Genomic DNA, 16,873 nt, shown 5'->3' with positions numbered 1-16,873 from the left:
GGCTGGCTGAAATTACCGCTAAGCGCTGCGTCTTGCTCAGCGGTACCTGTCGCGAAAAACGATAGCGATTGGGATCGCGTCTCGATTTGCATAGTAGAGACGACGCGGCAGCCTGAGGGATTTTTTTCGGCTAACCGAACACCAAGGTTAGTGGAAAATATGGGGTCCGGATTCCAGCGCTCGGAGCCCCAGTGCCGTGGAGTTGATCTCGCTCCGCGAGAAATGCCGTCCTCAAGTGGTTTTCCTCGTCCGCCGAGATCGGCTTTGCTCCCTGAGCGAGTTCGAGTTTACACGAACGTCTCGATTTGCCATGATCGGGTGGATACTCGGTTTCCACGACGACGAAACGAGCTCCGGGAACCTCCCAGCGCTGTTCAGCCATTTTGTACCCAGGCAGAAGTGGAAAGGGTACCCCGGGAGCGGTCACCGGGGCCACCGTCCTGACGTCACGCCCAAGGTCGCGTAATCCTGTTGCATCAAAGTCTTTGCCTGTCTCCACGGCAGTTCGACAGCGTGTGAACAGGTCACGCCAAACACCGGAAAGGTCGTCGCTGGCGCCAGCATTGATTATCAGGGCAAAATCCAGAAGAATTGATAAGGTAATACGGCGCAAGCGGAATTCTTTCCTGAGATGATGTATGAGCCCCTACAGGGCAATTCTGCTAGCAGAGCGGCTGATTTCGCGACGACCGAGGCAGTCGGCAGATCGACATAGGTCTGATCCAAGTGGAATTACAACAGCGCGACGACTTCGAGAACCACTCAGTCGCGCTTAATGCTCATCAGCATTTCCCACATATCCGCGCCGGTCTCGAAGACCACGGCGTTCGCCTTATAGGCCTGTTCGGCTTCGATGAGATCGGTCAGTTCGGTGGCCGGGTCCACATCCGACGCCGTCGGGCTGACTGTCGCCTGGACGCCGGCTGATGCGACAGTGGTGAGGCTGGTGTTCAGCCTGGCGTAATCTGATGTGCTGCCGTTGGCGACATTGTTGGCGATCGCGCCGATCCGCGTCGTCTGCGCCCGCATGCCCGAAAGAGCAATGTTCGTGATGCCCGATATGCTCATCAGCCGTTTCCCCAGAACTGGATAATCGTCTTTTACCGACAAGGACTTAGAGAATGCTGAAGGCGTTGCGTTAGCAAAGATCTATCGAACGCACGTCTGCCGTTCCGTTGTTCCGGATTGGCACAAGAACTCATCGCTATCGCGATGCCACCCAATTGTGCCAATCGCTTTCGCTGCCGTTGAAGACGTTGAGATCGATCTTGCCGTCGACACCGTCGGAGAGGCCAGAGCCGGAATATTGCCAGAAGACCCACTTGCGGCCCGGATAGACCTTGGAGGGGTGGGCTGCCACTGAGCGCAGCCAGAAGGGATAGTCGAGCATCTGGCCCTTCAAATTATCGCGGTAGAAATCCGGCGCCGTGTAGATGATCGGGCGCTGGCCGTAATGACGCTCCAGCTTGTCCATGAACACCTGCATCTTTTCCCGGACGCGGGCGGGGGAAATCCGCCTCTTGCAGCTCGATTCTCCGTTCCATTCAACGTCGATCACGGGCGGAAGCGCGTTTGCTTCTCTCGGCACGTTGCGGATGAACCAGTCGGCCTGTTCGCCTGCGGTCCGGCACCAGTAAAAGAAGTGGTAAGCGCCGTGTTTCAAGCCGGCTTCCTTGGCCCGGCGCCAGTTCTTCCGGAACATCGGATCGAGGTGATCGCCGCCGTCGGTCGCCTTGATGTAGACGAAGTTCGCCCCCTGCTGCCGCAGCGTGTCCCAATCGATCTCGCCCTGCCAGCGCGAGACGTCGACGCCATGCACGGCAAGCTTTCGGGGTGAAGTCGAACCGAAGTTGATCGGTTTGGCGTCGCGGAATCGATGGCTATAGATTCGCGAGCGTGTCGGTGGTTTCGGGCTGACATCCGGGTCGATCCCCGGATTGGCAGGCATCAACATTGCAACCGGCCTTTCGGTCGGCATCGGCATGCCGACCGGTCTCTCCGCCGGCACCAACGCCTGAGGTTCCGGAACCTGTCCCGTCCAGCTCAATGCTTCCTGTCGCGGGCTTGCCTGCGGGGCGGCGTCGCCAACGGTGGCGGCCGGTATCGGACCGGTCGGCTTCGCGATGGCGTTGGTGGTTTCTTTCGACGGCACAGGGGTGAGCACGTCTTCGGCGCCAGAGCTTGTGGAGCATCCCGACAGGATCACGGCGGCGAGGAGAATTGCTGATACAGCCGATGAACGCATATGAACCTGCACGCAAAACCAAGATCGACGGCGACGTTTCCGGCAAGGAAAACCGCTCATTGGAATTGCTAACAGAGACTTGCTAAGAAAGGTTAAATTTGAATCCAATGCCGCGAAAGGTGCATGGGTTCATTGCGCCGGTTGCCACCTGCGCAAGGCGAGGTGTTAGCCCTCCCGAACAGCGCGGGAGGGCCTGTACAATTGCTGTTACTCCGCAGCCTCGGCGTAGCTTTCCACCGGCGGGCAGGTGCAGATGAGGTTGCGGTCGCCGTAGACATTGTCGACGCGGTTGACCGGGGACCAGTATTTGTCGACGCGGAAGGCGCCGGGCGGGAAGCAGGCCTGTTCCCGGCTGTAAGGCCGATCCCATTCGCCGACAAGGTCTTCCACCGTGTGCGGGGCGTTCTTCAGCGGGTTGTTGACCTTGTCCATGCGGCCGTCCTCGATGGCGCGGGCTTCCTCACGGATCGCCAGCATCGCCTCGCAGAAACGGTCGAGCTCGGCCTTGGGCTCGCTTTCCGTCGGCTCGATCATCAGCGTGCCAGCCACCGGCCAGCTCATGGTCGGCGCATGGAAGCCGCAGTCGATCAGCCGCTTGGCGACGTCGTCGACGGTGACGCCGGCGCTGTCGACCAGAGGCCGGGTGTCGATGATGCATTCATGCGCCACACGGCCGGTCTTCGACTTGTAGAGCACGTCATAGGCGCCCTTCAGCCGGGCGGCGATGTAGTTGGCGTTGAGGATTGCCACCTTGGTCGCCTGCGTCAGGCCTTCGCCGCCCATCATCAGGCAATAGCTCCAGGAGATCGGCAGGATCGAGGCCGAGCCGAAGGCGGCGGCCGAAACCGCGCCCGGACGGCCGTCGGTCTCGGGATGGCCGGGCAGGTGAGGCGCCAGATGCGCCTTGACGCCGATCGGGCCCATGCCGGGGCCGCCGCCGCCATGCGGGATGCAGAAGGTCTTGTGCAGGTTCAGGTGGGACACGTCGGAGCCGATGTCACCAGGGCGGGACAGGCCGACCATGGCGTTCATGTTGGCGCCGTCGAGATAGACCTGGCCGCCGTGTTTGTGCACCAGTTCGCAGATCTCCTTGACCGTTTCCTCGAACACGCCGTGCGTCGAGGGGTAGGTGATCATGCAGCAGGAAAGATTTGCCGCATGCTCTTCTGCCTTCGCACGGAAGTCTTCCATGTCGATGTCGCCATTCTCGCGCACCTTGACGACGACCACCTTCATGCCGACCATCTGGGCCGAAGCCGGATTGGTACCGTGCGCCGAGGTCGGGATCAGGCAAACGTCGCGATGAGCCTCGCCATTGGCGATGTGGTAGTTGCGGATGGTCAGCAGGCCGGCATATTCGCCTTGAGCGCCGGAATTCGGCTGCATCGAGAAGGCATCGTAGCCGGTGACGACGCAGAGCTTTTCCGTCAGGTCGTCGAGCATCTCGCGATAGCCGAGCGCCTGGTCTGCCGGCACGAAGGGATGGATGTCGGAAAATTCCGGCCAGGTGATCGGCAGCATTTCCGCGGTCGCATTGAGCTTCATCGTGCAGGAGCCGAGCGGGATCATCGAGCGGTCGAGGGCCAGATCCCGGTCGGAGAGCCGGCGGATGTAACGCGTCATCTCGCTTTCGGCGCGGTTCATGTGGAAGATCGGATGGGTGAGGTAGTCGCTGGTCCTGAGCAGACCCTTCGGCAGCCGGTAGGAGGGCTCGAAATCGGCAATGGTGAAATTGCCGCCGAAGGCGCGCCAGACGGCTTCGAGGGTGGCGGGGCGCGTGCGCTCGTCGAGGCTCATGCCGATCTGGGTTTCACCGACCTTGCGCAGATTGACGCCTTCGGCGACGGCTGCGCGCAGGATGAGGCCCTGCATGTGGCCGACATCGACGGTGATCGTGTCGAAGAAACTTTCCGGCTCGACCTTGTAGCCGAGCTTTTCCAGCCCCTTGGCCATCAGCACGGCCTTCTGGTGCACCTGCTGGGCGATCGCCTTAATACCCTTGGGGCCATGGAAGACGGCATACATCGAGGCCATGACGGCAAGCAGCACCTGGGCTGTGCAGATGTTCGACGTCGCCTTCTCACGGCGGATATGCTGTTCGCGGGTCTGCAGCGACAGGCGATAGGCGCGGTTGCCGCGGGCATCGACGGAAACGCCGACAAGGCGGCCGGGCATGGAGCGCTTGATGGCATCCTTGACCGCCATATAGGCGGCATGCGGACCGCCGTAGCCGACGGGAACGCCGAAGCGCTGCGAGGAGCCGACCGCGATGTCGGCGCCCATCTCGCCCGGTGATTTCAACAGCGTCAGCGCCAGGATGTCGGCTGCGACCACGGCGATGGCGCCGGCCTGGTGCAGGCGTGCGATCAGGCCGGTGAAATCATGGACGTGGCCGTGCGTGCCGGGATACTGAAAGATCGCGCCGAAGACATCGACGGCATCGAGATCGGTGAAGGGATTGCCGACGATGACGCTCCAGCCGAGCGGTTCGGCGCGCGTGCGGATCAGGGCGATAGTCTGCGGATGGCAGTCGGCATCGACGAAGAAAGCCTTCGCCTTCGACTTGGAGACGCGCTCGGCCATTGCCATGCCTTCGGCAGCGGCGGTCGCCTCGTCGAGCAGCGAGGCGTTGGCGACGTCGAGGCCGGTCAGGTCTGAGATCATCGTCTGGTAGTTCAAGAGCGCTTCCAAACGGCCCTGGCTTATCTCAGGCTGATAGGGTGTGTAAGCCGTGTACCAGGCGGGATTCTCCAGGATGTTGCGCTGGATGACCGGCGGCGTGATCGTGCCGTAGTAGCCCTGGCCGATCAGCGAAACGAGCACCTTGTTCTTGTTTGCGGTCTCGCGCAGCTTGTCGAGCGCCTCGCGCTCGGTCATCGGCGCGCCCCAGACGAGCGGCGCCTTCTGGCGGATGGCGGGCGGCAGCGTCGCGTCGATCAGCCCGTCGAGGCTGTTATAACCGATCACCTTCAGCATGTCGGCCATCTCGGCCGGCGAGGGGCCGATATGGCGGCGATTGGCGAAATCGTAGGGCTGATAATCGGTGAACTGGAATTCGGTTGGCGTCGTCATTACGCGGTGAGCTCCTTATAGGCCACCTCATCAAGCAGGCCATCGGCTTCCGCGGGATTGGCAAGCTTCAGCTTGAAGAACCAGCCGGCGCCTTGAGGATCGGAATTGACCAGTGACGGATCGGCAACGATGGCCGGATTGACCTCGGTGATCTCACCGTCAAGCGGACAATAGACGTCCGAAGCGGCCTTGACCGATTCGACGGTCGCGGCATTGCCGTTCTTCGAGAAGGTCGCGCCGACTTCCGGCAGTTCGACGAAAACTAGGTCGCCGAGCTGATCGACAGCATAATTGGTGATGCCGACCGTCGCGACGTCGCCTTCGATCTTCAGCCATTCGTGTTCTTCAGTAAATTTCAGCATTGGTCGTCCTCTCTGGAAAAGCTTTATCGTTTGTAGGTCGGTGTGATGAAGGGCAGGGCGCTGACGGTGACGGGCAGATACTTGCCCCGCACTTCCGCGTAGATGAGCGTGCCGGCCGCAGCATGAGAGACCGGCAGGTAGCCCATGGCGACGGGGCCATCGACGCTGGGACCGAAGCCGCCCGAGGTGACTTCGCCGATTTCGGTCTGGCCCTCGGCATCGGCATAGAGCCTAGCATGGCCGCGCACCGGCGCCTTGCCTTCCGGCTTCAGGCCGACGCGGCGGCGGACGGCGCCGTTTGCGAGTTCGGAGAGAATGCGGCCGGAGCCGGGAAAACCGCCGGCGCGTGCACCGCCGGCGCGCCGCGCCTTCTGCATCGCCCATTCCAGCGCTGCCTCGACGGGCGAGGTGGTCGTGTCGATATCGTTGCCATAAAGGCAGAGGCCGGCTTCCAGGCGCAGCGAATCGCGGGCGCCGAGACCGATCGCCTGGACGTCGGGATGTTCGAGCAACCGCATGGTGACATCCTCGGCCTTGTCCACCGGGACGGAGATCTCGAAGCCGTCCTCGCCGCTATAGCCGGAGCGCGAGACCAGACAGGAAACGTCATGCAGGCGGCAGTGGCGAACATCCATGAATTTCATCGCCGCGACATCGGCCCAGAGTTCGGCGAGAACCTCGACCGCGCGCGGCCCCTGCAGCGCGATCAAGGCGCGGTTCAGGAGGGTGATGTCGCACTGGTCGCCGATATGGGCCTGCAGATGGGCGAGGTCGGCCTCCTTGCAGGCGGCGTTGACGACGACGAAAAGGTGGTCGTCGAGATGGGCGATCATCAGATCGTCAAGAATGCCGCCGGTGTCGTCGGTGAAGAAGCCGTAACGCTGGCGGCCTTCCGAGAGCCCGAGGATATCGACCGGCACCAGGCTCTCGAGCGCCAGCGCCGCATCCTCATAGCTGCCCGACTTGGCCTTCACGATGACTTGGCCCATGTGGGAGACGTCGAAGAGGCCGGCCTCGGTGCGGGTATGAAGATGTTCCTTCATCACGCCCGCGGGATATTGCACCGGCATGGCGTAGCCTGCGAACGGCACCATGCGGGCGCCGAGCGAAAGATGCAGGGCATGCAGCGGGGTTTTCTTCAGGGCAGCAGTATCGTCCAAACGACGCCTCCGGGGTTTGCGCCTTGTTGCGAAGGCGCGGGCTCAAATCTGAAGGCGCGGCTGCGCACTTCTCTCCAGAGCCCCCTCTGTCCTTGACGCCTGAGATTGTTATCCCTTCGGCGAGCGTTTCGAGAACGCTTCTCTCCAGAGTTCCGTCTGCCCTTGCTGGTCCTTTGGCCTGAGAGTTTCCGGGGCGGTTGCTCCTTCGGCACCGGTGGCGAAAGCACCGGATTCTCCCAACAGGGTAGGCCGCAATTATCCGGTGGGCGCGGCGCTTGGCAAGCGGCAAATGTCGTCGCCGAGCAAATTTTTGTCGCGATAGTCAGGTCCGGCCCTAAACTGCGGCAAATCTGCTTTTGCAATCCAAGGGGAAACCGGCTATCGCGACATGCTGTTGAAGGGGATCTCATGCGGCGGACCGGACTGAAAGCGACGCTCTTTCTGCGCATGTTTTGTGCCTTGAGCTTGGCTTTGCTCGGATTTGCCCACCAAGCGCCGCAGGCTGTCGCTTCCGAAGGTTATGACGCCGCCGCCTATGTGCTGCCCGACGGCAGCTTTGCCTCGCTCTGCGTCACCGTGAGAGACACCGGCGGCAAGACCGTCGCCTTCCAGCGAAATTGCGAAGCCTGCCGGCTGTCTGCTTCGGTGATCCTGCCGACGCCGGATGCGGGCTCCTGGCTCGAGCGCAAGTTCGCCTCGTTCATCAATTCCCCGATCGAGACCGCCGCCTTTGCCGGCGCCAGCGCCGTCAGCCGGCCGAATTCCCGCGCCCCTCCGGTTCTCATCTGAGCTGCCCCTGCGCCCGATGATGAAGCATGCCGGTCCGCCCAACAGAAGTTTTCGGCCGGCGAGGAGATATCCGATGAAGACCATCAAGACTTTTGCCAAGACATTCCCGCTTGCCGCCCTTGTTTCCGCAACCGCCTTTGCCAGCGCCGAGGCGCATGTGAGCTTCCTCGACAAGGAGGCGAGCCAGGAAAGCACCATTCTCGCCACGCTGCAGCTGCCGCATGGCTGCGACGGCAAGGCGACCACCGAAGTGCGGGTCAAGCTGCCGGAAGGCTTCGTCTTCGCCAAGCCGCAGCCGAAGGCCGGCTGGGAACTCGAAGTGATCAAAGGCGACTATCAGAAGACCTATGACAATCACGGCGACAAGGTGAAGTCGGGCGCGGTCGAGATCCGCTGGAAGAACGGCAATCTCTCCGACGATTTCTACGACACCTTTGTCATCCAGGGGAAGGTGTCGGGAGTTGAAGCCGGCACCTCGCTCGCCTTCCCGGTGATCCAGATGTGCGGCGACGCGGTCGCCGCCTGGGATCAGGTGGCGAAGGACGGCAGCGACCCGCATGGGATAAAAAGCCCGGCGCCGCTCCTGAAGGTCGTCGCGGGGGATAGCCATGGTCACGACCACGACATGGCCGGCATGGATATGACGGGCATGGGCGGCATGGCGGCTGCGGCGCCGGCCGGCGAGACGGTCAAGGCCGGCGACCTCGAGATCTCAGGCGGTTTTGCCAAGGCGATGCTGCCCGGCCAGCCGGTCGGTGGCGGCTTCTTCACGGTGAAGAACAGCGGCCAGACGGACGATCGCCTGCTGTCGGTAACCTCGCCGGTATCAGGTGAAGTTCAGATCCATGCGATGGAAACGAAGGACAATGTCATGAGGATGCGGCAGCTGAAGGATGGCATCGCCGTCGCTGCGGGCGAAACCGTCAAGCTCGAGCCCGGCAAGCTGCATCTGATGTTCCAGAAGGTGAAAACGCCGTTCAAGCAGGGCGATACCGTGCCCGTGACGTTGACCTTCGAGAAGGCCGGCAAGGTCGACCTTGTGCTGCAGGTGGTGTCAGCCCAGGGCAAGTGACAGCGCACTCGAAGAGCCCGCGGCCTTGGCTGCGGGCTCTTAACCCAGGCGTGGCTTCGTTCGGAAAGCGGCTGCCTCAGACGTCTTCGTAGGATTGCAGCGCCTGCCTGAGTCCGGTCTGGGGCTGGCGGTTGCCTTTGGTCATCAGGTCGAGCGCCACTTCCGTCGATTGAATGATGCTGGAAGGCTCTTCGGCTTGGTCCGGGTTTTCGGCCTTCAATTGCCGGTCGGCAATGCGCTTTGCATCACGCGCCGCCGTGCTCGTCGCCACACGCTGCGGGATCCTCAGTGATTCGAAGGCAACGGCGGCGGTATTGGCCGATATGGACAGGAGCTGCGTCATGCCGTCACGGTATCGGCATGATCTTGGCGCTATCCTAAGAAAATCATTGGCATTTTACCGACTGGCAGCATTTCGTGCGAATCGATTGGAGTTGATCCCGAATTGCGGTAAATCCGGCTTATGATTCAGGCTTTCCTTGTCGCCCTCGGCGGCGCGATCGGTTCCGTTCTCAGATATTACGTCGGCCAATGGGCGCTGAGACTCATGGGGCCGGCCTTTCCCTGGGGCACGCTCGCCGTCAATGTGGTCGGCTGCTTCGTCATCGGCGTCTTCGCCGAGCTGATCGCGCGCAAGTTCAACGCCTCGATGGAGTTGCGCCTTTTGCTCATCACCGGCTTTCTCGGCGGCTTCACCACCTTCTCGGCCTTCTCGCTGGATGCGATCTCCTTGTTCGAGCGCGGTGAGGCCGTCGCCGGCGGGATCTACATCGCTGCAAGTGTTGGGCTTTCGATGGCGGCGGTCATATCAGGGCTCGCCGTCATGCGCGCTTTGGCCTGATTTCGATTCCGGTTTCCGTTTTGTGTGAAAATGCTCTAAAGGCTGCGGCAAGAACGCCGGCTCGGCCCGTGCGGCAATTTCCGAAAGATCGACTATGGCTGGCATAGAACATATCAAGGTTGAACCCGACGAAGCCGGCATGCGGCTTGATCGTTGGTTCAAGGTGCATTTTCCCGGGCTCGGCTTCGGTCCGCTACAGAAGCTGCTGCGCTCCGGCCAGGTGCGCGTCGACGGCGGCCGCGTCAAATCGGATGCGCGTGTGCAGCCCGGCCAGACGGTGCGCGTGCCGCCGCTCGATGTCGATGCGAAGCTGAAATCGGGACCGATCGCCGGCAAGGATCTCAAGCATTCGTCAGATTTCGAGCTGCTGTCGCGCATGGTGCTGCATGAGGACGAAAAGGTGATCGTGCTCAACAAGCCGCCCGGCATTGCGGTGCAGGGCGGCTCCGGCGTGGCCCGGCATATCGACCAGATGCTCGAGGCCTGGACCAGCCCGAAGGGCGAAAAGCCGCGGCTCGTTCACCGCCTCGACCGCGACACCTCGGGCGTTCTCGTCATCGCTCGCACCCGCGGCGCCGCACAGAAGCTGACCGCCGCCTTCCGCGAGCGCGACACGAAGAAAACCTATTGGGCGCTGGTCAAGGGCGTGCCGCGCAAGCACGAGGACAAGATCTCGACCTGGCTCGTCAAGGAAGCGACGGCCGATGGCGACCGCATGCGCATCGCCAAACACGGCGAGGACGGCGCCGATCATGCGATTTCCTTCTACCGCGTCGTCGAGACGGCGGCACAGAACCTCGCATGGCTGGAGATGGAACCATATACCGGCCGTACCCATCAGTTGCGCGTCCATGCCCTGCATATCGGCCATCCGATTATCGGCGATCCGAAATATTTCGACGACGATCCGAATTGGGATTTTCCGGGCGGCATCCAGAAGAAGCTGCATCTGCACGCGCGTCACATCGACATCCCGCACCCATCCGGCGGCCGTCTGCGCGTCAGCGCGCCGCTGCCGTCGCATATGGTGCAGACCTGGAACCTTCTCGGTCTCGACCTTGCCGGCGCCGAAAGGGACAGCGAATGAAACTCGCGCTCTTCGATTGCGATGGCACGCTGGTCGACAGCGCCGGCCTGATCCACGAAACCATGCGCCGCACCTTCGAAAAGTTCGGCAAGCTGGAGCCGCGATTTGAGGATACTAAGGCCATTGTCGGCCTGTCGCTCGATATCGCGATCGCCCGCATGCAGGGCAGGCCCCATGTCGAGCAGCAGGACATCGAGATGACGGCGCATTATAAATCGCTGTTTACCGTCGTGCGCCAGGATCTCGACTTCAGAGAGCCGCTGTTTCCCGGCATTCGCGAGATGATCGACGCGATCAGCGGCCGCGAGGACCTGCTGATCGGAGCGGTGACCGGCAAATCCCGGCGTGGGCTCAACCTCGTGATGGAGACCCACGGCTTCGACCAGCATTTTGTCGTTGCCCGCACCGCTGACGATTGCCCGTCCAAGCCGCATCCGGCCATGGTGACGGAATGCTGTGACGAAACCGGCATGAATGCGCGCGACGCCATTGTCATTGGGGACGCGGTTTACGATATGCAAATGGCAAAGGCTGCCGGCGCTAAGGCGATCGGCGTAGCCTGGGGCTATGCCAGCGTGGATGAACTGATCGCCAACGGCGCCGATGCGATTGCCTATCATCCGAACGAGATATTGCGCCATTTTTCCTGAGGTGAGCCCATGCGCGATCTGCTGAACGATCTTTCCGAAGGCCTGAGCCATCCGGATCCCATCCGCCGGGCGCAGATTCAGATGAAGAAACCGCTGCCGAAGCGCTTCTATGCCGAGGTCGCTGTTGCAGAGCACGAGGGCGGGTTTGCGATCACGCTCGACGGCAAGATGGTCCGCACGCCGGCGCGGCAGGTTCTCGCCGTGCCGACCGAGGCGCTCGCGCAGCTTGTCGCCGCCGAATGGCAGGCCCAAGGCCAGGAGATCGATCCCGTGACGATGCCGGTGACGCGGCTCGTCAACACCGCGCTCGACGGCGTAGCCAACAATGCGCAGGCGATCTTCGAAGACATCCTGCGCTTTTCCTCGAGCGACCTCCTCTGCTACCGCGCCGACGGACCCGAACTGTTGGTCGAGCGCCAGAGGGAGCGCTGGGATCCGGTCATCGACTGGGCGGCCAATGATCTCGGCGCACGCTTCATCCTCATCGAGGGGGTGATGCACCACGAGCAGCCCCGCGAGGCGACCGCAGCCTTCGCCGTCACGCTGGCGCGGCATCAGAGCCCTATGGCGCTCGCCGCTCTCCACACCATCACGACGCTGACCGGTTCGGCGATCCTGGCACTCGCCTTTGCCGAGCGCCGGGTGACGGTGGAAGAGGTGTGGTCGCTTGCCCATCTCGACGAGGACTGGACGATCGAGCATTGGGGGCGCGACGAGGAAGCCGAGGAGCGCCGCGCGAAGCGCTTTGTCGAGTTCAAGGCGGCGGCGGATGTTTTTTCGCCCTAAGCTCCTGAAACATATTGCCTTCCCAGGCATTATGACGAAACTGCGACTCCAACGGGGTGGGTGCGGGATTTTGTCATGAATTGGCTGAGGTCGTGTTTTTGCCGGGCCGTACTCGTCTGTATCGCGCTCACGGACTGCGCCAGCCTTTTGGGTCCGAAGCCTGCGGCGCCGCTCTACGATGTGCGCAGCGCAGTCGTTCTCTCCGGACCGAACATGCCGGCCGAACTGCTCTCCGGCATCAACGACCGCGTCAATGCCGCGATCAATGCCACAGTGCGTGATACCGCGCTACCGCGAGTTGTGCTGACGATCCGGGTGATATCCATCCAGAAAGGCCTCGGCTTCCAGAAGGACCGCAACGTCGCCAAGATCAGCGTCGACGCGGCTTCGGTCGAGGATGGGTCGGTGATCGCCGTCAGCGCCTTCGACGTGACCAGCATGGCCGCCGATCCCAAGCTTGCCGACGAAATCATCGCCGAGGATGTAGCGGCCAGGATACGCTCGGTTTTCTCGCTCAGCGGACGTAGCCGCTAGCGCAAGCCGCGGCAAGGGGAGATTGCATGAAGGAAATTCTCGAAGAACTGGAACGCCGCCGCGGCATCGCCCGCCTTGGCGGCGGCAAGGCGCGTATCGAGGCTCAGCATAAGCGCGGCAAGCTGACAGCGCGCGAGCGCATTGACCTCTTTCTCGACGAAGGCTCCTTCGAGGAGTTCGACATGTTCGTCGAACATCGCTCGACCGATTTCGGCATAGACAAGAGCCGTATCGCCGGCGACGGCGTCGTCACCGGCTGGGGCACGGTCAATGGCCGCACGGTCTTCGTCTTCGCCAAGGACTTCACCGTCTTCGGCGGCTCGCTTTCCGAAGCGCATGCCGAGAAGATCATGAAGGTGCAGGACATGGCGCTGAAGAACCGCGCGCCGATCATCGGCATCTATGATGCCGGCGGCGCCCGCATTCAGGAAGGGGTCGCCGCGCTTGGCGGTTATGCCGAAGTCTTTCAGCGCAATGTGCTTGCCTCGGGCGTCATTCCGCAGATTTCCGTGATCATGGGCCCCTGCGCCGGTGGTGACGTCTATTCGCCTGCGATGACCGATTTCATCTTCATGGTGCGCGACACCTCCTACATGTTCGTGACCGGTCCAGACGTGGTGAAGACCGTCACCAACGAGACGGTGACGGCAGAAGAACTCGGCGGCGCCGTGGTGCATACGGTGCGCTCGTCGATTGCCGACGGCGCCTATGAGAATGATGTCGATACGCTGTTGCAGGTGCGCCGGCTGATCGATTTCCTGCCGCTTTCCAACACGTCGCCGGTGCCCGAGATCGAATGTTACCAGTCGGTGACGGAGACCGACGCCTCACTCGACACGCTGGTGCCGGCGAGCGCCAACAAGCCCTATGACATCAAGGAACTGATCCGGAAGGTGGCGGACGAGGGGGATTTCTTCGAGATCCAGGCGAGCTTCGCCAAAAACATCGTCTGCGGCTTCGGCCGCGTCGAAGGGTCCACGGTCGGTTTTGTCGCCAACCAGCCGATGGTGCTGGCCGGCGTGCTCGATAGCGACGCCTCGCGCAAGGCGGCGCGCTTCGTGCGCTTCTGCGACTGCTTCAACATTCCGATCATCACTTTCGTCGACGTGCCGGGCTTCCTGCCTGGCACCGCACAGGAATATGGCGGGCTCATCAAGCATGGCGCCAAGCTGCTCTTCGCCTATGCCGAGGCGACGGTGCCGAAGCTCACCGTCATCACCCGCAAGGCTTTCGGCGGCGCCTATGATGTGATGGCGTCGAAGCATTTGCGTGGCGACTTGAACTATGCCTGGCCGACGGCGCAGATCGCCGTGATGGGCGCCAAGGGTGCGGTCGAGATCATCTTCCGCAAGGATATCGCCGATCCGGAAAAGATCGCCGCCCATACGAAAATGTACGAGGACCGGTTCCTGTCCCCCTTCGTCGCCGCCGAGCGCGGTTATGTTGACGAGGTGATCATGCCGCATTCGACCCGGAGGCGGCTGGCGCGGGGCCTGAAGATGTTGCGCAACAAGGATCTCGCCAATCCCTGGAAGAAACACGACAACATCCCGCTCTGACATTTGGCCGCGTATAGCCCGCTGTCGAAAAAGTGAACAGCCGTCAGCGATCCGTGTGTTCAATCGCGGCCGGGGACGGGCTAACGCTCGGCTGCATTTTCTTTGATGGAGAGGTTTAATGTCAAGTTTCGAGCGTCTTTCCGCCTATCGCCCCTATGGGCTGGCCGCTCTCAGAATCATCACCGCGCTGCTGTTCATCGAACACGGAACGATGAAGCTTTTCGGCTTTCCGGCGTCACAAATGTCAGGTTCGCTACCGCCGCTGATGTTGTTTGCGGCCCTGCTGGAACTGGTCGGCGGCATACTCATTCTCGTCGGCCTGCTGACGCGGCCTGTGGCCTTCCTGCTGGCGGGCGAAATGGCGGTCGCCTATTTCATGGCGCATGCCCCGAACAGCTTTTTCCCGGCCGTCAACCAGGGCGACGCTGCAATCCTGTTCTGCTTCGTCTTCCTTTACATATTCTTATCCGGTCCCGGCGCTCTTGCCGTCGATAACCGGAAGATGGCTTGAAATAGACATCGATTGCGGGGCGTTTCGGCGCCCCGCAGCATTTCGGAATCAGGCGGTGAGCTTGAGGCCGGCGATGCCGGCGACGATCAGCGCGATGCAGGCAAGACGGGAAACACTTGCCTCATCACCGAGCAGCCAAATGCCGAGGAGGACGGTGCCGACCGTGCCGATGCCAGTCCAGACCGCATAGGCGGTGCCGATCGGCAGGTACTTCACCGCCAGGCCGAGCAGCACGACGCTCACCACCATTGAAAACATGGTTAGCGCTTTTGGCAACGGCCTCGTGAAACCATCGGTGTATTTAAGGCCGATCGCCCAGCCACATTCGAACAGACCAGCGAGAAAAAGCAGAAACCAGGCCATACGCCTCTCCTTGTTCAAGAGCGAGGCCGTCCCCGCGACGGTTGCATCCTCAGGACGCCGCAGTCGTCTGCGATAGTGCCTATATCAGTGAGGGAACGGCTGTCTTCAAGGTAGGAATCGACATGGCTGCCATGCCACCCGTTTCTTGCCGGCTCCCGAAAGAGGTCATGGCCCGCCGTCGGCCTCGCCGGAAAGGCTCTTGGCGCGGCGGCAGAGGCGATCGAAGGTTTCGAGAAAACGTGAGCGGTCCTTCGGGCTGAACGCGGCGTTGTAGCCCTTGCTTTCGCCGGTTTCGCGCAAATGCGCACCGAGATCGCGCATGGCGCTCGCCATGCCGATGTTGGTCTCGTCGAAGACACGTCCGGTCGGACCGCTGACGAAAGCGCCGGTCGCGACGCATCGCACGGCCAGCGGCACGTCGGCAGTAACGACGACGTCGCCCGCGCCGGCGCGCTCGGCGATCCAGTTGTCGGCGGCATCGAAAGCGTTGGAAACGATAACGTTGTGGACCATCGGATCGCGGGACGGGCGCAGGCCCGAATTGGCGACGAAGGTGACTTCGAGGCCGTGGCGTTCGGCAACCTTCAGGACCTCGGGTTTCACCGGACAGGCATCGGCGTCGACATAGATCATGGCGGTGTCCTCATGGCGGCTGAATGGCCGGTTGTCTGATCATATCGATATGGGGAATGCCGTCTTCCAGATATTCCTGCGACGTCCCGACAAAGCCGAAGGATTCGTAGAAGCGGCGCAGATGGGCCTGCGCCGACAAGGCGATCCGATTTGCCGGATAAAGCCGCTCACAGGCGGTGATCGCTTCGCGCATCAATGCATCGCCCAGCCGTTTGCCGCGGTGGGCAGGCGAGACAACGACGCGACCGATCTTTGACGGGTCCTGCGGCTCATGCGGTTTCAGGATCCGCGCCGCCGCCAGGAGGTCACCGCCCTCCAGCAGCCGCAGATGCAGGGCATCGATGTCCTTGCCGTCGAGTTCCGGATAGGGACAGTTCTGCTCGACGACGAAGACATCGACGCGCATTCGAAGGAGGTCGTAGAGCTCCCGCGCGGGGAGCTCATCGAAATGCTTGACATCGACCCGGTAGTTGGCTGCCGCCATCAGTACACGACCACGCCGCGGATGCTTTCACCCTTGTGCATCATCTCGAAGCCGTTGTTGATGTCTTCGAGCGGCATGGTGTGGGTGATCATCGGATCGATCTGGATCTTGCCCTGCATGTACCAGTCGACGATCTTCGGCACGTCGGTGCGGCCGCGTGCGCCGCCGAAGGCGGTGCCCATCCAGTTGCGGCCGGTCACCAGCTGGAACGGTCGGGTGGAGATCTCCTGGCCGGCGCCGGCCACGCCGATGATGATCGATTTGCCCCAGCCGCGATGCGAAGCTTCAAGCGCCTGGCGCATCACCTTGGTGTTGCCGGTGCAGTCGAAGGTATAGTCGGCGCCGCCGATCAGGTCGCCACCCCGCTTGGTCATGTTGACGAGATAGGGCACGATGTCGTCGCCGACCTCCTTCGGATTGACGAAATGCGTCATGCCGAATTTTTCGCCCCAGGCCTTGCGGTCGGGGTTGATATCGACGCCGATGATCATGTCGGCGCCGGCAAGCCGCAAGCCCTGCAGCACGTTGAGGCCGATGCCGCCGAGACCGAAGACGATCGCCGTCGATCCGATCTCGACCTTGGCGGTGTTGATCACCGCGCCGATGCCGGTCGTCACCCCGCAGCCGATGTAGCAGATCTTGTCGAACGGGGCGTCGGGATTGACCTTGGCAAGGGCGATCTCCGGCAGCACGGTGTAATTGGCGAAGGTCGAGCAGCCCATATA

At 62.0% G+C, this 16,873-nt stretch carries 19 protein-coding genes and 1 riboswitch; of the genes, 9 read left to right on the top strand and 10 right to left on the bottom strand.

Annotated features, from left to right (window positions below):
• Positions 1–762 precede the first annotated feature (762 nt).
• From PYR71_RS25705 to gcvT, 5 genes are all read right to left on the bottom strand, one after another.
• Complete coding sequence (locus PYR71_RS25705) at positions 763–1,068, bottom strand: flagellar basal body rod C-terminal domain-containing protein (RefSeq protein ID WP_275621395.1); 306 nt, start codon at positions 1,066–1,068, stop codon at positions 763–765.
• A 136-nt stretch (positions 1,069–1,204) separates the two neighbouring features.
• The gene (locus PYR71_RS25700) at positions 1,205–2,245 is read right to left on the bottom strand and encodes a GH25 family lysozyme (protein ID WP_275621394.1); all 1,041 of its coding nucleotides are present in this window, start codon (positions 2,243–2,245) and stop codon (positions 1,205–1,207) included.
• A 207-nt stretch (positions 2,246–2,452) separates the two neighbouring features.
• Complete coding sequence (gcvP, locus tag PYR71_RS25695; protein ID WP_275621393.1) at positions 2,453–5,317, bottom strand: aminomethyl-transferring glycine dehydrogenase; 2,865 nt, start codon at positions 5,315–5,317, stop codon at positions 2,453–2,455.
• A complete protein-coding gene (gene gcvH, locus PYR71_RS25690) occupies positions 5,317–5,679 on the bottom strand; it encodes a glycine cleavage system protein GcvH (protein WP_183913630.1) in 363 nt (120 codons plus the stop codon). The genes gcvP and gcvH overlap by 1 nt, the downstream gene beginning before the upstream one ends.
• A gap of 23 nt (positions 5,680–5,702) precedes the next feature.
• Positions 5,703–6,839, bottom strand: a complete 1,137-nt coding sequence (gene gcvT, locus PYR71_RS25685) for a glycine cleavage system aminomethyltransferase GcvT (protein WP_275621392.1) — start codon at positions 6,837–6,839, stop codon at positions 5,703–5,705.
• 156 nt (positions 6,840–6,995) lie between these two features.
• Positions 6,996–7,088, bottom strand: a riboswitch (glycine riboswitch).
• A gap of 159 nt (positions 7,089–7,247) precedes the next feature.
• On the opposite strand from gcvT, the gene PYR71_RS25680 reads away from it, so the two are divergent.
• Together PYR71_RS25680 and PYR71_RS25675 are read left to right on the top strand one after the other, a co-directional pair.
• The gene (locus PYR71_RS25680; protein WP_275621391.1) at positions 7,248–7,628 is read left to right on the top strand and encodes a hypothetical protein; all 381 of its coding nucleotides are present in this window, start codon (positions 7,248–7,250) and stop codon (positions 7,626–7,628) included.
• Positions 7,629–7,701: 73 nt separating this feature from the next.
• Positions 7,702–8,700 carry a DUF1775 domain-containing protein gene (locus tag PYR71_RS25675; protein WP_275621390.1) on the top strand — a complete coding sequence of 333 codons (999 nt, stop codon included), beginning with the start codon at positions 7,702–7,704 and terminating at the stop codon, positions 8,698–8,700.
• Between the two features lie 76 nt (positions 8,701–8,776).
• Here the strand turns inward: PYR71_RS25675 and PYR71_RS25670 are convergent, their stop codons facing one another.
• Positions 8,777–9,043, bottom strand: a complete 267-nt coding sequence (locus tag PYR71_RS25670) for a hypothetical protein (RefSeq protein WP_183913639.1) — start codon at positions 9,041–9,043, stop codon at positions 8,777–8,779.
• Between the two features lie 120 nt (positions 9,044–9,163).
• On the opposite strand from PYR71_RS25670, the gene crcB reads away from it, so the two are divergent.
• From crcB to PYR71_RS25635, 7 genes are all read left to right on the top strand, one after another.
• Complete coding sequence (gene crcB, locus PYR71_RS25665) at positions 9,164–9,541, top strand: fluoride efflux transporter CrcB (RefSeq protein WP_064822084.1); 378 nt, start codon at positions 9,164–9,166, stop codon at positions 9,539–9,541.
• 94 nt (positions 9,542–9,635) lie between these two features.
• Positions 9,636–10,628 (top strand): RluA family pseudouridine synthase, encoded by a 993-nt coding sequence (locus tag PYR71_RS25660; protein ID WP_275621389.1) that lies wholly within the window; start codon positions 9,636–9,638, stop codon positions 10,626–10,628.
• Complete coding sequence (locus PYR71_RS25655) at positions 10,625–11,278, top strand: HAD-IA family hydrolase (RefSeq protein WP_275621388.1); 654 nt, start codon at positions 10,625–10,627, stop codon at positions 11,276–11,278. Before PYR71_RS25660 ends, PYR71_RS25655 begins: the two co-directional genes overlap by 4 nt.
• A 9-nt stretch (positions 11,279–11,287) precedes the next feature.
• Positions 11,288–12,064 (top strand): ATP12 family chaperone protein, encoded by a 777-nt coding sequence (locus PYR71_RS25650; RefSeq protein WP_275621387.1) that lies wholly within the window; start codon positions 11,288–11,290, stop codon positions 12,062–12,064.
• A 75-nt stretch (positions 12,065–12,139) separates the two neighbouring features.
• Positions 12,140–12,598 (top strand): calponin homology domain-containing protein, encoded by a 459-nt coding sequence (locus PYR71_RS25645; protein ID WP_183913647.1) that lies wholly within the window; start codon positions 12,140–12,142, stop codon positions 12,596–12,598.
• Between the two features lie 26 nt (positions 12,599–12,624).
• The gene (locus PYR71_RS25640; RefSeq protein ID WP_275621386.1) at positions 12,625–14,157 is read left to right on the top strand and encodes an acyl-CoA carboxylase subunit beta; all 1,533 of its coding nucleotides are present in this window, start codon (positions 12,625–12,627) and stop codon (positions 14,155–14,157) included.
• A gap of 118 nt (positions 14,158–14,275) precedes the next feature.
• Entirely contained in the window at positions 14,276–14,668 is a 393-nt protein-coding gene (locus PYR71_RS25635; protein WP_275621385.1) for a DoxX family protein, read from the top strand.
• 48 nt (positions 14,669–14,716) lie between these two features.
• Here PYR71_RS25635 and sugE read toward each other — a convergent pair whose 3' ends face one another.
• From sugE to PYR71_RS25615, 4 genes are all read right to left on the bottom strand, one after another.
• Positions 14,717–15,031, bottom strand: a complete 315-nt coding sequence (gene sugE / locus PYR71_RS25630) for a quaternary ammonium compound efflux SMR transporter SugE (protein ID WP_275621384.1) — start codon at positions 15,029–15,031, stop codon at positions 14,717–14,719.
• A gap of 165 nt (positions 15,032–15,196) precedes the next feature.
• Positions 15,197–15,664: a YaiI/YqxD family protein gene (locus tag PYR71_RS25625; protein WP_183913655.1), complete on the bottom strand. Its 468-nt coding sequence runs from the start codon at positions 15,662–15,664 to the stop codon at positions 15,197–15,199.
• 10 nt (positions 15,665–15,674) lie between these two features.
• Positions 15,675–16,148 (bottom strand): GNAT family N-acetyltransferase, encoded by a 474-nt coding sequence (locus PYR71_RS25620; protein WP_183913657.1) that lies wholly within the window; start codon positions 16,146–16,148, stop codon positions 15,675–15,677.
• The coding region (locus PYR71_RS25615) for a zinc-binding dehydrogenase (protein WP_275621383.1) at positions 16,148–16,873 on the bottom strand (726 nt) is incomplete at its 5' end. The genes PYR71_RS25615 and PYR71_RS25620, both read right to left, overlap by 1 nt.

The organism is Rhizobium mulingense (assembly GCF_029194105.1).
Taxonomy (GTDB): Bacteria; Pseudomonadota; Alphaproteobacteria; order Rhizobiales; family Rhizobiaceae; genus Rhizobium; species Rhizobium mulingense.
The sequence above is the reverse complement of the archived record's forward strand: the minus strand, read 5'-3'. Positions and strand labels throughout refer to the sequence as shown.

Excerpts from the sequence above, each read along its gene's own strand:
- PYR71_RS25705 (WP_275621395.1), bottom strand. The coding sequence starts at position 1,068 with ATGAGCATATCGGGCATCACGAACATTGCTCTTTCGGGCATGCGGGCG.
- PYR71_RS25700 (WP_275621394.1), bottom strand. The coding sequence starts at position 2,245 with ATGCGTTCATCGGCTGTATCAGCAATTCTCCTCGCCGCCGTGATCCTG.
- gcvP (WP_275621393.1), bottom strand. The coding sequence starts at position 5,317 with ATGACGACGCCAACCGAATTCCAGTTCACCGATTATCAGCCCTACGAT.
- gcvH (WP_183913630.1), bottom strand. The coding sequence starts at position 5,679 with ATGCTGAAATTTACTGAAGAACACGAATGGCTGAAGATCGAAGGCGAC.
- PYR71_RS25680 (WP_275621391.1), top strand. The coding sequence starts at position 7,248 with ATGCGGCGGACCGGACTGAAAGCGACGCTCTTTCTGCGCATGTTTTGT.
- PYR71_RS25675 (WP_275621390.1), top strand. The coding sequence starts at position 7,702 with ATGAAGACCATCAAGACTTTTGCCAAGACATTCCCGCTTGCCGCCCTT.
- PYR71_RS25670 (WP_183913639.1), bottom strand. The coding sequence starts at position 9,043 with ATGACGCAGCTCCTGTCCATATCGGCCAATACCGCCGCCGTTGCCTTC.
- crcB (WP_064822084.1), top strand. The coding sequence starts at position 9,164 with ATGATTCAGGCTTTCCTTGTCGCCCTCGGCGGCGCGATCGGTTCCGTT.
- PYR71_RS25660 (WP_275621389.1), top strand. The coding sequence starts at position 9,636 with ATGGCTGGCATAGAACATATCAAGGTTGAACCCGACGAAGCCGGCATG.
- PYR71_RS25655 (WP_275621388.1), top strand. The coding sequence starts at position 10,625 with ATGAAACTCGCGCTCTTCGATTGCGATGGCACGCTGGTCGACAGCGCC.
- PYR71_RS25650 (WP_275621387.1), top strand. The coding sequence starts at position 11,288 with ATGCGCGATCTGCTGAACGATCTTTCCGAAGGCCTGAGCCATCCGGAT.
- PYR71_RS25645 (WP_183913647.1), top strand. The coding sequence starts at position 12,140 with ATGAATTGGCTGAGGTCGTGTTTTTGCCGGGCCGTACTCGTCTGTATC.
- PYR71_RS25640 (WP_275621386.1), top strand. The coding sequence starts at position 12,625 with ATGAAGGAAATTCTCGAAGAACTGGAACGCCGCCGCGGCATCGCCCGC.
- PYR71_RS25635 (WP_275621385.1), top strand. The coding sequence starts at position 14,276 with ATGTCAAGTTTCGAGCGTCTTTCCGCCTATCGCCCCTATGGGCTGGCC.
- sugE (WP_275621384.1), bottom strand. The coding sequence starts at position 15,031 with ATGGCCTGGTTTCTGCTTTTTCTCGCTGGTCTGTTCGAATGTGGCTGG.
- PYR71_RS25625 (WP_183913655.1), bottom strand. The coding sequence starts at position 15,664 with ATGATCTATGTCGACGCCGATGCCTGTCCGGTGAAACCCGAGGTCCTG.
- PYR71_RS25620 (WP_183913657.1), bottom strand. The coding sequence starts at position 16,148 with ATGGCGGCAGCCAACTACCGGGTCGATGTCAAGCATTTCGATGAGCTC.